The organism is Microcoleus sp. MON2_D5, from assembly GCF_036701905.1.
Taxonomy (GTDB): domain Bacteria; phylum Cyanobacteriota; class Cyanobacteriia; order Cyanobacteriales; family Microcoleaceae; genus Microcoleus.
In genome coordinates this window covers 1-12,912 of record NZ_JAUBRM010000010.1, presented here as the reverse complement: position 1 = coordinate 12,912, position 12,912 = coordinate 1, and the positions used below count along the sequence as shown (strand labels likewise).

General features: G+C 45.0%; 14 protein-coding genes. 11 read left to right on the top strand and 3 right to left on the bottom strand.

Going from position 1 to position 12,912, the window contains the following annotated elements:
- The first annotated feature begins 136 nt into the window (after positions 1-136).
- Together QUA47_RS05590 and QUA47_RS05585 are read left to right on the top strand one after the other, a co-directional pair.
- Positions 137-1,339, top strand: coding sequence for an EAL domain-containing response regulator (locus QUA47_RS05590; protein ID WP_333430008.1), 1,203 nt, complete (start codon positions 137-139; stop codon positions 1,337-1,339).
- A 53-nt stretch (positions 1,340-1,392) separates the two neighbouring features.
- Complete coding sequence (locus tag QUA47_RS05585) at positions 1,393-2,238, top strand: prohibitin family protein (RefSeq protein WP_445302485.1); 846 nt, start codon at positions 1,393-1,395, stop codon at positions 2,236-2,238.
- A 120-nt stretch (positions 2,239-2,358) separates the two neighbouring features.
- Here the strand turns inward: QUA47_RS05585 and QUA47_RS05580 are convergent, their stop codons facing one another.
- A complete protein-coding gene (locus QUA47_RS05580; RefSeq protein ID WP_333430006.1) occupies positions 2,359-3,288 on the bottom strand; it encodes a LysR family transcriptional regulator in 930 nt (309 codons plus the stop codon).
- 391 nt (positions 3,289-3,679) lie between these two features.
- Here QUA47_RS05580 and QUA47_RS05575 point away from each other — a divergent pair, with 391 nt between their 5' ends.
- From QUA47_RS05575 to QUA47_RS05535, 9 genes are all read left to right on the top strand, one after another.
- The gene (locus QUA47_RS05575) at positions 3,680-5,182 is read left to right on the top strand and encodes an APC family permease (protein WP_333430005.1); all 1,503 of its coding nucleotides are present in this window, start codon (positions 3,680-3,682) and stop codon (positions 5,180-5,182) included.
- Between the two features lie 212 nt (positions 5,183-5,394).
- On the top strand, positions 5,395-6,099 hold the full coding sequence (locus QUA47_RS05570) for a cadmium resistance transporter (RefSeq protein ID WP_333402893.1): 705 nt from the start codon (positions 5,395-5,397) through the stop codon (positions 6,097-6,099).
- 20 nt (positions 6,100-6,119) lie between these two features.
- Complete coding sequence (locus tag QUA47_RS05565; protein WP_333402892.1) at positions 6,120-6,782, top strand: cadmium resistance transporter; 663 nt, start codon at positions 6,120-6,122, stop codon at positions 6,780-6,782.
- A gap of 540 nt (positions 6,783-7,322) precedes the next feature.
- Entirely contained in the window at positions 7,323-7,988 is a 666-nt protein-coding gene (locus QUA47_RS05560; protein WP_333402890.1) for a hypothetical protein, read from the top strand.
- A 147-nt stretch (positions 7,989-8,135) separates the two neighbouring features.
- Positions 8,136-8,558 carry a DUF202 domain-containing protein gene (locus QUA47_RS05555; RefSeq protein ID WP_333216968.1) on the top strand — a complete coding sequence of 141 codons (423 nt, stop codon included), beginning with the start codon at positions 8,136-8,138 and terminating at the stop codon, positions 8,556-8,558.
- Positions 8,559-8,597: 39 nt separating this feature from the next.
- The gene (locus QUA47_RS05550; protein WP_333430004.1) at positions 8,598-9,020 is read left to right on the top strand and encodes a DUF202 domain-containing protein; all 423 of its coding nucleotides are present in this window, start codon (positions 8,598-8,600) and stop codon (positions 9,018-9,020) included.
- A 19-nt stretch (positions 9,021-9,039) separates the two neighbouring features.
- A complete protein-coding gene (locus QUA47_RS05545) occupies positions 9,040-9,276 on the top strand; it encodes a hypothetical protein (RefSeq protein WP_333430003.1) in 237 nt (78 codons plus the stop codon).
- A gap of 172 nt (positions 9,277-9,448) precedes the next feature.
- Positions 9,449-9,952 carry a hypothetical protein gene (locus tag QUA47_RS05540; protein WP_333430002.1) on the top strand — a complete coding sequence of 168 codons (504 nt, stop codon included), beginning with the start codon at positions 9,449-9,451 and terminating at the stop codon, positions 9,950-9,952.
- A gap of 303 nt (positions 9,953-10,255) precedes the next feature.
- A complete protein-coding gene (locus QUA47_RS05535; protein ID WP_333430001.1) occupies positions 10,256-11,050 on the top strand; it encodes a sulfite exporter TauE/SafE family protein in 795 nt (264 codons plus the stop codon).
- Positions 11,051-11,278: 228 nt separating this feature from the next.
- Here the strand turns inward: QUA47_RS05535 and cysK are convergent, their stop codons facing one another.
- Entirely contained in the window at positions 11,279-12,259 is a 981-nt protein-coding gene (cysK, locus tag QUA47_RS05530) for a cysteine synthase A (protein ID WP_333430000.1), read from the bottom strand.
- 18 nt (positions 12,260-12,277) lie between these two features.
- Positions 12,278-12,715 (bottom strand): Rrf2 family transcriptional regulator, encoded by a 438-nt coding sequence (locus QUA47_RS05525; RefSeq protein WP_333280664.1) that lies wholly within the window; start codon positions 12,713-12,715, stop codon positions 12,278-12,280.
- Positions 12,716-12,912: the final 197 nt, after the last annotated feature.

The window sequence follows — 12,912 nt, the reverse complement described above, 5'->3', positions numbered from 1 at the left end:
GCGTTTTTCAGGTGTTTGCTATTTGTGTCGGAAAATATTCCGCTGTTGGGCCGATCGAGCTGTGCGTTCTCAGTTATTGGGACGCTTATGGCGTTCAGTAACGCCTATCAATTATACCGCTTTCAGGGAATGACGTATGAAAAAAATTCTAGTGATTGAGGACGAGCAACTAATTCGCGAGAATATTCTCAAACTCCTCAAAGCTGAAGGTTTCGACGTGACGGGTGCAGAAAATGGAGCACAAGGTTTATATGCGGCGGTGTCAAATGTTCCCGACGTGATTATTTGCGACGTGATGATGCCAGAACTTGACGGGTATGGGGTGCTGGTGGCCTTGCGATCTAATCCTGTTACTGCTACAGTACCTTTTGTTTTTCTCACCGGTAAAGCCGAGCGCTCTGAAATGCGGCAAGGTATGGAATTGGGAGCAGATGATTACCTGACTAAACCCTTTAGTAAAGCTGAACTTGTGGGCGCGATATCGAGCCGCTTGAAAAAACAAGAAGCTGTCGCCGAACAGTACAATACTTGGCGAGGGCAAGGCAGCGAATTTATCCAAAATACTGCCGACAAATTAGAGCCGATAAAAACCCGTTTGTGCAACGCACTGAAACGAGAAGAATTCCAAGTTTACTATCAGCCGCAAGTCAATGTCCAGACAGGTAAAATTATAAGTGCAGAAGCTTTAGTGCGCTGGCTGCATCCAGAAAAAGGGCTGATTTCGCCCGCAGAATTTATTCCGGCGGCCGAAGAAACTGGCTTCATTGTACCGTTAGGCGAGTGGGTGTTGCAGACAGCTTGCAGACAAATGCAAGTTTGGCAAAATGCTGGTTTTCCGCTCCGAATAGCGGTAAATCTGTCGGCGCGCCAATTTCGCCAACCGGATCTCAGCAGCAGAGTTGCCCAAATTTTAGCAGAAACTGGTTTGGAAGCGAACAGTTTGGAATTAGAGCTGACAGAAAGTTTGATGGTGGAGGATGCCGAAAGTGCGATCGCGACTTTGCAACACTTGAAAAATTTGGGAGTTTGTATATCTCTTGACGATTTCGGAACTGGTTATTCTTCTTTAAGCTATCTGACGCAATACCCATTCGATACTTTAAAAATAGACCGCTGTTTTATCAGCAAGATCACCGACGGTTGCACAAATGCAGCGATTGTAAAAGCTATTATTGAAATGGCCCACAGTCTCTGTCTTGAGGTAATTGCCGAAGGAGTTGAGACGGAAGCAGAAAAAGATTTTCTCTGGCGCTATAAGTGCGATCTGATGCAAGGATATTTGTTCAGTCCTCCTTTGACAGCAGCGGATTTTGAACAGTTGTTGCTCGAAGGCAAATAGAATATCGGTTAAGTCAATATTTGTCCTCTAATTAACTTCATTTGGGGTGGAATATGGTTTTAGAATCCAGCAGTAATGTTGACTCACTCAAATCAAGCACTAAAAAAAATAAGGAGTTTTACATAGCTGTTCAACTAGCTATAGTGATAGTTTTTTTAGCTATATTGTCCAAATTTTTTATCATAGTTAACGCTGGAGAACGGGGAGTGCTGATGCAGTTTGGGAAAGTGCAACAACAGGTACTAGGAGAAGGAATTCACGTAATATTCCCCACAGTTTATACTGTAAAAAAGTTGAGCGTTAGGGTGCAAAAACAGGAAAGTTCCGCTGAAGCTTCCTCAAAAGATTTGCAAGATGTTTTCACGGATGTAGCGCTCAACTGGCACATTATCCCAGAAAAAGCCAATGCTATTTTTCAACAAATAGGTGACGAAAAAGAAGTGGTCGCTCGCATTATCGAGCCGGCCGTTCAAGAAGTATTAAAAGCAGTTATGGCAAAATACACTGCTGAAGAAATTATTACTAAACGCGGAGAAGTTAAAGCCGCAGTTGATGATTATTTGACCTTGAGGCTGGTTACATATTACATTGCCGTTGACGATATCTCTTTAGTACACGTTCACTTTTCTGAGCGATTTAGCGAGGCGGTGGAGGCGAAACAAATTGCCGAACAGGAGGCAAAAAGAGGGGAGTTTTTAGCGCTGAAGGCAGTAAAACAAGCCGAGGCTAAGGTGAATTTAGCTAAGGGAGAAGCCGAAGTGCAAAGGTTGCTGCGGGACAATTTGACTCCAGAACTTTTGGAAAGGCAGGCTATAGAAAAATGGGATGGGAAATTGCCACTGATTGTTGGTGATGGGGGTAAAAATTTATTGGACTTGAGGAAATTAGTTGAGAGATAATTATAATCCTGGACGCACGGGGGGCCAGAAACCGGGTGTACGACACAATACACGGGGTTTAGCTTCTTATGTCGGTAAAAAACCCGCTTTCTTGAGTATTGGTGCGTAAGCCCTGAATTATTAATTAGCAGCACTTTGAGTTAATATCTGTTCAAAAGCTTTAGTAATTCCAGTTTGAAAACGCTGTCGGTGCTTCAGTTTTAAAACAGGTTTAATTATTTCCAGACCTACATTAGAACTTAATTGGCTATCTATAATTTTAATCGATCGCAGTGTAGATAGCTGCAATTCTTTTTTTACCATCAATTCAGGAATAGCCGCTGCACCTGTGCCGCTTTCCACCACGGCTTTTACCATTTCACTGCTGTTCAACACTAAAGTTACATTCAATTCCTGGGGATTAATGCCCCAACTTTGCAAAGCTTGTTCCAACATTTGCTGAACTCCAGAACCAGCTTCTCGCATCACCCAATCCGTTTTCGCAATTTCCGCTAAACTCACCTCTGCACGTTCAAACCAAGGGTGAGATTTGCCAACTACAATCAGCAAGCGTTCGCTGCCTACAACTTCTTCCTCCAGAGTGCTCTTAAGCGAAGCTTTGATGTCTCCCGTCACTAAACCCAAATCAAATGTTCCCGTCGCCGTCCCCGCACAAATTTCTTCGGCATTTGCAAGAGTACAATTCACGCAAATACCGGGGTATTGCTGTTTGAACTTGCTAAGTTTATCAGGCAACCAATAATTGCCAATGGTCAGACTGCAACCCAAGTTTAAATCGCCTCGCTGCAAGTCGTTCAACTCCCGCAAACCTCTTTCAGTCAAAGCAACTTGGTCGAGAATTTTCTGAGTTTCAACTTGCAGCAACTTCCCAGCATCTGTGATTTCGATGCGGCGGCCGATGCGGTGAAATAGTTTTACTCCGTATTGCGCCTCTAAGCTTTGGATTGTCGCGCTGACAGCGGGTTGGGTGATGTAAAGTTCCTCGGCTGCGCGGCTGAAGTGCAGGTGTTCCGCGACAGCTAGAAAAACTCGCAGTTGGTCAAGTGTCATTCCGGCCATGCTGAGTACCCTTTTACTAAATACAGTTATTTTTTGAGATTAAAATCTCTGGCGGCTCAGCTTTGACCTGAACTTTTCGATCTGCTCTATTGTAGAGGTTGGAATTACCAAAAAAGCACGGTTGCCAGCCGCTATTTAAAGTTTCCTTTTAACGTCAAGGGTTTGAGCTTGTGGCGACAGATACGTCTGGTATTCCAACAGTTATTTTGCGGCGGCACTGCATCACTTGCATTTATTAATTCGATAAAAAACAACATTTGATTCTACCCCAGAAGAGCCTTAAGGTGATAATTAAGCTTCTCATGCAGGGCCTGATGCTGAAGCAGCAACGACAATTTTAAGCCGATCGCCAAAAGTCGATCGACAAAAAGAGAGAAGATAAATGACTAAGAAAACGCCAAAAAATCAGAGTGCACACGGCTTAAAGCCGGACTGCCTCTCATTCGGGGAGGTTTTAGCTCAATCCTTTGCCGTCATTGCACCTACAACGATACCAGCATCTAATATAGGGTTAATTGTCGCTCTTTCGGGTAACGGGGCATGGCTGAGCTTTCTCATCGGCTTGATAGGCCTAGTATTTGTCAGCATCAATATCAACCAATTCGCCAGCAGATCGGCTTCTGCAGGTTCTCTTTATTCTTATATTGTTAAAGGACTAGGCCCGACTGCCGGCGTAATTTGCGGCTGGAGTTTGGTACTCGCTTATTTATTTACTGCGATGGCCGTTTTGTGTGGTTTTGCCAACTTTACGGGTATTTTCATCGGTCATTTAGGCATCCATCCGTCACCGATTACGCTGTTAGCGATCGGGGCCGGCGTTGCTTGGTATGCAGGTTATAAAGATATCCAACTCTCAGCTATGGCGATGCTGTGGCTGGAGGGAGCATCAGTGGCGGCGATCGCACTTTTAGGAATGATTATCTGGGCGCACAAAGGTTTTGCCCTAGATATGTCGCAATTAACTTTGGAAGGCGTAACTCCGGGGAACATAGCGACGGGACTTGTCTTAGTAATGTTTGGTTTCTCTGGTTTTGAAAGCGCTACATCTCTGGGCGACGAAGCGAAAAAACCCTTAAAAAATATCCCCAGGGCTGTCATTGGCAGCGCTGTCATGGCAGGCTTATTCTTCATTTTGATGACCTATATAGAGGTTTTGGGTTTTAGCGGTACTGGAGTTTCTATTACTAATACTGAAGAACCTCTGAGTTTTCTGGCGCAACAAGTGGGCATGGGTTGGCTGGGAGAGTTAGTGGCTTTCGGCGCTTTATTTAGCTTTTTTGCTTGCGTGCTCGGCAGCATCAACCCAGCGGCAAGAGTGTTTTTTATGATGGCGCGCCACGGTTTGTTTCACTCTTCATTAGGTGTAGCGCATTCGTCTAATAAAACTCCCCACGTTGCAGTAACGATGTGTACATTTCTGACATTTTTGGTGCCGGCTCTGATGTCTATGTTTAACATCAAACTGTTCGATTGTATGGGTTATTTGGGGGCCATTTGCAGCTACGGATTTTTAACGGTATACATCTTGATTTCGATCGCGGCTCCAGTTTACCTGCACAAAATTGGTAAATTGCGCCTGCGGGATGTGGTGTTCTCGGTTGTGGCGCTCGCATTTATGATGATTCCGATTGCGGGCAGTGTGGGCATTCCAGGCAGCACTATGTTCCCAGTTCCCGAAGCTCCTTACAATGCGTTTCCTTACTTGTTCTTGATATATTTGGTTGCTAGTTGCGGATGGTTTGTCTGGCAGCGGCGGCGCTATCCTGGACTTGTTGGTTCGATGGAGCAGGGTATTAACGCAATTCATGCAAAATTCGACGAAGAAAATGCAATTTACGGCGGTGTTCGATTCAAACCAGTCCCCTTTGACAGCGATCGTTTTTGATTAGCAGTTACCAGTTCCCAGTCTGAACGAAGAGTTTTTAGCAACGGGGTTTTTACTGAGCTCTTGCAGCATTGTCAATAAGCATTTCAAAGGCGTTGCTCTGATCGACAGCCCACAATAAAATTTAATTTTTGTGGAACGGGCATCTTGCCAGTTCCGAAGATACGAACCCAGCAAGTACAACGAAATAAAAAATCGGAGGAGACACAGAAATGAACGAATTACTAACAGCAATTTCTACGGGAATGACAGCTTTTACGGCTACGAATCTAGACGATATTCTGATTCTGCTGCTGTTTTTCTCGCAGGTAAATGCAGTATTTCGGCACAGGCATATCGTCTTCGGTCAGTATCTGGGTTTTACTGCACTGGTGTTTGTTAGCCTTCCCAGCTTTTTTGGCCGCTTAATCTTTCCCCCAGATTGGATCGGAATGCTGGGTTTGCTGCCAATTGCGATCGGGCTTAGCCGCTTGTTGAATCCAGAAACTGACGATTCGGAAGCTGAGGCAGAATTAGAGCAATCTGAGAAATCTTTTTTTAGCAGTTTTCTGTCTCCTCAAACTTACAGCGTAGCAGCGGTGACGGTGGCAAATGGGGGCGACAATATCGGGATATATGTGCCGCTTTTTGCTAGCAATACTTTAGAAAGTTTGGCGGTGGTTCTCACTGTATTCTTCGGGATGGTGGGCGTTTGGTGCTACGCTGCTTATCGGTTAATTCAGATGCGGGCGATCGCAGATACTTTGACTCGCTACGGCAATCAATTAGTACCTTTTGTTTTGATCGGATTGGGAATGGCGATTCTGGTTAAAAGCGGCACTCTGGCAAGCCCAACTTTAAGTATAATATCTTTAGTCGGTTGTGCTTTCTGTTTGATAACTATGAGCAGAGGTAACGCCAGGGAAACGGAAGTCTAGAAAAATTGCAGGGACAGCACATGAATTGGATTGCAGCAGCGATTATTGCCGGGATTACATCTTTTGCCGCAACCAATATCGACGATATGGTGCTTTCGATGCTGTTCTTCGCCCAGGTAAATGATACTTTCCGCCCCCGGCATATCTTTGTGGGTAAGTACCTGGGATTTGCAGCACTCATCGCTGCTAGTTTGCCCGGTTTTTTTGGCGGTTTAATTGTGCCGAAAGCTTGGATTGGCTTGCTGGGTTTGGTTCCGATCGCGATCGGCATCAGTCACTTAGTCAAGAGAGAAAATGAGGAAAATGACGTACAAGCGGTATCCGGCGAATTTAACCGTCAATCTAATTCATCTGCTTTGTCAAAATTAGCAAATCTTTTTAATCCCCAAACTTTGAATGTGGCTGCGGTAACAGTGGCAAACGGGGGAGACAACATCGGCATTTATTTGCCGCTGTTTGCTAGCAGCGATTTGCCGAGCTTGGTGGTGATTTTGGCGGTTTTCTTCGTGATGGTAGGTGTTTGGTCTTATGCCGCTTACCTGTTAACTCGCCAAAGGGCGATCGCCCATATTTTGACTCGCTATACCAAGGCTGTTGTCCCTTTTGTCTTGATTGGCTTGGGAATATTCATTCTGATTGAAAGCGGTACTTATCGCCTGCTCCCGGCATTTCAATCTAACTAAGAATTAGCCCCTGTTTCGCTACTTACATCCCTCTATAGGTAGATAGTTTTTCCTAACTTCATAAGTTCTAATTTATCATTTTTACCTTACCAATTGTTTTCTTAAAAGCGTGTCTAAATTACTTGCCATATATCACTAAATATGCTAAGTTAATAATGAACTAATTGACCGAGCTAAAAGCAGCTTCAAACTAATTTAGCCTCGAATTTTTACGAAAGTTCAAGCCATATTGTGAGCTAGCCAGTTGCCAGACTTAGGCAAGAATATACCTGTCATTTCACTAAATCCTGTAGTGGTGAATCCAACTCAGCTAAAAACTTGAGGAGGAATCCTTAAAATATCGCCCGAACACTTCGCCACTACCCCACGCCGCTCGACTTTGACAATAGGTCTAATCCTAAAAAACCAGAATTTTCGATTCTGCTAAATTTGGTTTCTGTGGCCAATCAGTTAAAGAGAGTTCGTTTTTGCCTAAGTCCTAAGATAGCAAGCAAACAGAAAGTTGGAAAAAACCTGACAACCTAGAAAAGGACAAAAATTGTGAAAATCTTCAAATTTCTTTTAGTGCTCTTGGTAATGGTCGCCAATTTAGTATTCGTTCCCCCCTCCTGGGCCGACGCTCCAAAAACGCCGAGATATGCGAGCAATCCCGACTACATAGAGGTGAGTGAAGCTCTGAACACTCTCAAGGCAGCGAAAGACTCACCCGATACCGCCCAGAATTATACCCCTGAGGAACTCAGGAAAAAAATCGCTCAATTGGAGTTTCAAAAATACACTTTAGAAACGGGAAAACCTTGGGGTCAGTGCCGCAACGAAACTGGAAAAACCCTGGCTGTCTACGGCCCGAAACGCAAAAAAGCAGCGGAGTCTTCTTACGAGAATGCCCTTTATTTTCTAGCTGACGGCCAAACAACTGAACATAAATGGGATTGCGATGGCATTTATCTGCCCAGCGATGTCAATGCAACCGATTTAAGGTCAGCAGATCAACCTTCACAACAATTGACTGGCGGTCTAGCTGTTAAGATAGTTGACGGAACTCAAGTTGTAGCGAGAGCTAATCCCGATACGGCGGCTGTAGAATTCAACGTTCCTACTGCTAAAATTTTCCAGCCTGGGGATGCGAATTGGTTTGTTCCTGATGTGACTCAGGCTTATATAGATTCGCAACTTCCCAACGCACCTACTGAGGAAAATGATTAGTTTTGGTGAAGTTGTAATGCGATCGCCTGTGTAAAGCCCGTTGCAACGCCAGAACCCGCCGGGGATCGATCCCCGGCGGATAATCGTCCCAGCGAAAATATATCGCTTTCCCTTCTTAATTTGGCGTTAAAATTAAAAGGTTTATCTATGCTATTAAATTGGAAATCCACGAAAGTAAATACAGAAAAGATTAAGCGACCCAATCCGTCGCGGGTGCGGGATCACTTGGCCAACGAGCGCACTTATTTAGCATGGATGCGGACAGCAATATCGCTGATGGGTTTTGGCGTAGTTATCGTGCGCCTTCGCGCCTTTCATCCCCCTCTGCTGCCAACTCCCGGCAATGGTTGGAAGTTAGGTTTGCTTTTTTCAATAGTGGGTTTGCTGACGGTGCTATTATCAACTAAGCACTACTTCGGCGTCCGCGAGGATATCGATTACGATACTTATGAACCTACCGATCGCTGGGTAATTCTTTTCAGCCTCGCGATCGCCATCCTAGGGGCTGGGGTAATTTATTATATGTTCACCGTTCCTTCTAGCTTAGAAGGTTTGATGGCACCAGAATAAGGGCGCCGGTTTTATATTAATCTTAAAGAGTTCGATCGCGTGCAATTATCGTTCCAACCGATGCAAGTAGATGATGAGAAACCACAGCAGCAAAATCTGTCGCGGGCGATCGATCGATCGGCAAATGAGCGAACCTTCTTAGCATGGATGCGGGCGGCGGTCGCCCTCATGGGTTTTGGCGTCATCATCGTCCGACTTCGCGTCGTGCAAATGCCCGTACAGTACCGCCAGGGGATTGGGTGGAAGTTGGGTTTAATCTTCTCTCTAATAGGTTTGGCGACAGTCTTAATCTCAACTAAGCACTACTTCACCGTTCGCCGCCAAATTGACGAGGATACCTACGAACCGTCAGATTGGTTGATATTCGTCTTCAGTTCCGCTGTCGCCTTATTGGGGATGGGAGTAATTTATTTTATTTTTGCAGCCGCCGTCAGCCCAAGTAGTTCTGTAATACCCGATTGATTGTCAACAGGAGTTAACCATGAACAGTGATACAGTTGCCACGATCGCTTCCATTATCATCTTAGCTGCTGCTATCTGGGCAGCATTCGTAGTGCTGGAGACTGTCGCGAAAATAGTCCCTAAATTGCTCGGCGTGACAGTGGCGATCGGGCTTTTGCTCGTTTACCTGCAATTTTACTGGGGCATCGACACCGCATATCTTTGGCAAACTGTCAAGCAGTTGCCTGAAACTTTCAATTTATCGATCGGCGCCTAAAGTAACACTAGCCAGCATTCTCAACAACCTCTCCCGGATAGATATTTTTGTACTGGAAACAAAGTATATTTAGCCGAACACCCACAAAATACGGTAACTAGATTGACTTACTAGACATAACCGATTTGGGCTGTTAAACTACGGTTAGTCGATCGAGTAATGAGTTATTAACGTGGAAAACGCTAAAAAAGTCAGTGAAGAGTACCAGCTTGCAGGACAACTGACCCAACAGTTGCCACAAGCTAAGGGCTTTAAGGAAGTCTGGTTTAAAAAGCTCAGAGGCGGGTTGTTTCTGGCAATTGGATATTTGCTATCACCGCTGTGTTGGTGGAACGACATATTTTTCAATCTGCCCATTGCCTACGCCTTTGGGTATATCTTTAGTTGGCTTTCCCCAGATTTACTGTTTCCTTGCACAATAGTCGGCTACTGGCTTTCTAATATTGCGGGAATTCTGTTGATGCAGCTAGGAACTTTAGATGTTTTGGCCGACAAACCCAAGGAAAAAAACCTCAAAAAAGAGTTATTGACGGGTTTAGTATCATCAACGGCTTTCACAGTTGTCATTGTGGCATTGATTCATTTTAATGTTCTCGATACTCCCGATTTCTTTGCCGGCAAGCAGTCGGTTAACCTCAGCTCTACTTTACCTATGACGATCGTCACTTCAAGGTAGAAGACAAAATTAAACCCCATAAATCAATCCAGGGTTTTTGATCAGTTACACAGGTACCTTTAAGAAAATCAGGGAGCTTTTACACTACAATTTTTGTAGTCTTGTTTATTTGCATTTACTTACTTTTACCAAGAATATTGTTGCTGAGAACGCGGCAGCTCTAAAGCCTTGAAGAGACAAAGTTTTGGTAAAAAATATTGAAATGCAAGTGAGATTTAGCCTGTGTAGCTGTGTTGCAGGAGCCGCCCAAGTTATCTATTTGTTGGTTGGCAGCGCTTAAATACACAGTTTTTGGGCATAACAGTGAACTACTTATTACTATCCTTTCTCAGCTTTTTCGTGGGCATTATCGTTGGTTTGACCGGAGTTGGCGGAGCCTCGCTCATCACCCCAATGTTAATTTTTGTTTTCCAAATTCCAGCATCAATTGCTATTAGTTCGGATGTCGTAGCTGCCACACTGATGAAAGTTGTTGGCGGCTTCAAACACTGGCAGCAAAAGACCCTCGACTTGCAAATAGTTAAGTGGCTGGCTTTGGGCAGCGTGCCCGGTTCGCTGACTGGCGTGTGGATTTTACACTGCATCAAATCCAGCGGAAGTCACGACTTAGACAGCATATTGCTGCGCTGTCTCGGAGTAGGGATCGCACTAATTGTCGCTTTATCGCTGACCCAATTAGTGCTCAAAACATTTTTCCCTAGTTTTAAATTGCCTTCGCCCGCTAAATGGGACTTAAATACTAATTATGGCCGTATTTGTACTGTGAGTGCGGCAGCAATTTTAGGCTGCATAGTGGGAATCACTAGCGTGTCTTCTGGTGCGATGTTTGCACTGTTGCTGATTGCTTTTTTCCGCCTGGATACTTCTAAATTGGTGGGTACAGATATTTCGCAGGCGGCAATTTTGTTGATGTTTACATCTCTGGGACACCTCAGCCTCGGAACAGTAGACTGGAGTTTAGTTTTGCCAATTTGGTTGGGTTCGGTGCCGGGAGTTTTGGTAGGTGCTAAATTCTGCCAAATTATGCCTCAACGCCCGCTAAAGTTTGTTATTTACGGAATGTTGGCGATGGCGAGTTGGAAGTTGTATCAAGTCTGAAAATTAGGGTAAGGTCAGGAGTATTGCTGTCAACAAATATGCGCTTTCGGTGCAGTCCGGCAGGGGTTTAAACCCCTGCCTCAAAGCTGAAGTCCTCTGAAGAGGACTATTAACTCATTAGTCTTCTTCAGAGGACTTTCGCTTTGAGCCAAGGAATTAATTCCCTGGCGGTCTTTCGGGTTAAGCTGATAGCAATGTCGCTGTAATGACGCTCGCCCCTACTACTATTTAATAATTGCTGACTAATGCTTCGAGTTCCCTGACAGTCGGCAATTCTAAATCTTTGAACAAGACTGTACTGAGGTAGCGTTCGCCGTAAGAAGGCTGCACAAAAACTATCAATTTTCCAGCATTTTCCGGGCGCTTGCCGACTTGAATTGCGGCATACAAAGCGGCGCCTGCAGAAATTCCTGACAACAATCCTTCTTCTCTGGCTAGTCGGCGACTGTAGGCGATCGCATCTTCGTCGCTAACTGCGATCACCTCATCAATTAACTCGGGTTTCAACACTTCCGGGATGAATCCTGCACCAATCCCTTGAATTTTGTGAGCACCAGATTTACCTCCAGAAAGCACGGGGCTGGTGGCGGGTTCAACTGCGATCGTCCTAAAACTCGGTTTCCGCTGTTTAATTACCTCACCAACTCCAGTAATCGTACCGCCGGTGCCAACTCCCGCAACTAAAAAATCTACTTTACCCTCTGTATCTTCCCAAATTTCCTCGGCCGTGGTTTCCCGGTGAATTTTCGGATTAGCGGGGTTGCGAAACTGTTGCAGCATGAAAGCGTCGGGGGTTTCTTCTACAATTTCTTCCGCACGGGCGATCGCGCTTAACATCCCTTCATGTCCCGGAGTTAATTCCAACTGAGCTCCGTAAGCTTTCAGCATCGATCGGCGTTCCGTACTCATCGTATCCGGCATAGTTAAAATCAGACGGTAGCCTTTCGCCGCCGCGATCATTGCCAAAGCAATTCCAGTATTGCCTGAAGTCGGTTCAACTAAAATAGTTTTCCCGGGTTGAATTAACCCCGCCTCTTCTGCAGCCTGAATCATGCTGGCTGCAATCCGATCTTTCACCGAAGCAGCCGGATTCATCCCTTCCAATTTGGCCACAATTTGAGCAACTACTCCTTCGGCTTGGGGAATTTTATTGAGCTGAACTAAAGGAGTTCTGCCAATTATTCCTGTAACATCCTTAGCAATTCTCATGGCTTAATTTCTCTCCATTTAAATGTAGTACATGGGATGTGCTTGTTTGCGAATATCCCGCTGTTCGCACAAATCTTGTAATGTGTATTTGCCCAAAACCGCCAAAGATGCCTGTTGAGCTTCCTGCCAGATTTCTAGCACCGCAGTTTTTTCTATTGTTGCAGATTCCGAAACTTTTTGGGTCTGGCCGCTGCCGTCGCCTTCGAGAGTCGAAAACACCTCTAGCAAAGTAATCTGCCAAGGCTCTTTTGCTAGCAAATAACCGCCTTTAGCGCCCCGCAGACTCTGGACAATACTTGCACGCCGCAGCACGGCAAGAATTTGGTCTAAATAACGTTCCGGTATCTCTTGAGAAGCAGTAATTTCGTTTACTGTTAGGGGCGAATCCTTCGGATGGTGGCTCGCCAGTTCCAAGAGCGCTAACAGGGCGTATTCTACTCTAGAAGATAGTTCCACATTCCCCACTGGCGATCGAGTTTAAATTGTACATTATATAATAGTACACAATTCCGGTAGGCGTACAGGGGTTAGTATATTTTTATTACAAAAACGGTTGGAGGAATCCCGTGAGCAACGTATAGCACTTCCGGATGTTATGAGGTACAGTAGCAGCAATTAGTAAACCAGTTTTTAAGATGTTTCGGATTAATTAA

What these genes read in the sequence shown, in the direction of transcription:
- QUA47_RS05590 (WP_333430008.1), top strand. Translation starts at nt 137, where the DNA reads ATGAAAAAAATTCTAGTGATTGAGGACGAGCAACTAATTCGCGAGAAT.
- QUA47_RS05585 (WP_445302485.1), top strand. Translation starts at nt 1,393, where the DNA reads ATGGTTTTAGAATCCAGCAGTAATGTTGACTCACTCAAATCAAGCACT.
- QUA47_RS05580 (WP_333430006.1), bottom strand. Translation starts at nt 3,288, where the DNA reads ATGACACTTGACCAACTGCGAGTTTTTCTAGCTGTCGCGGAACACCTG.
- QUA47_RS05575 (WP_333430005.1), top strand. Translation starts at nt 3,680, where the DNA reads ATGACTAAGAAAACGCCAAAAAATCAGAGTGCACACGGCTTAAAGCCG.
- QUA47_RS05570 (WP_333402893.1), top strand. Translation starts at nt 5,395, where the DNA reads ATGAACGAATTACTAACAGCAATTTCTACGGGAATGACAGCTTTTACG.
- QUA47_RS05565 (WP_333402892.1), top strand. Translation starts at nt 6,120, where the DNA reads ATGAATTGGATTGCAGCAGCGATTATTGCCGGGATTACATCTTTTGCC.
- QUA47_RS05555 (WP_333216968.1), top strand. Translation starts at nt 8,136, where the DNA reads ATGCTATTAAATTGGAAATCCACGAAAGTAAATACAGAAAAGATTAAG.
- QUA47_RS05545 (WP_333430003.1), top strand. Translation starts at nt 9,040, where the DNA reads ATGAACAGTGATACAGTTGCCACGATCGCTTCCATTATCATCTTAGCT.
- cysK (WP_333430000.1), bottom strand. Translation starts at nt 12,259, where the DNA reads ATGAGAATTGCTAAGGATGTTACAGGAATAATTGGCAGAACTCCTTTA.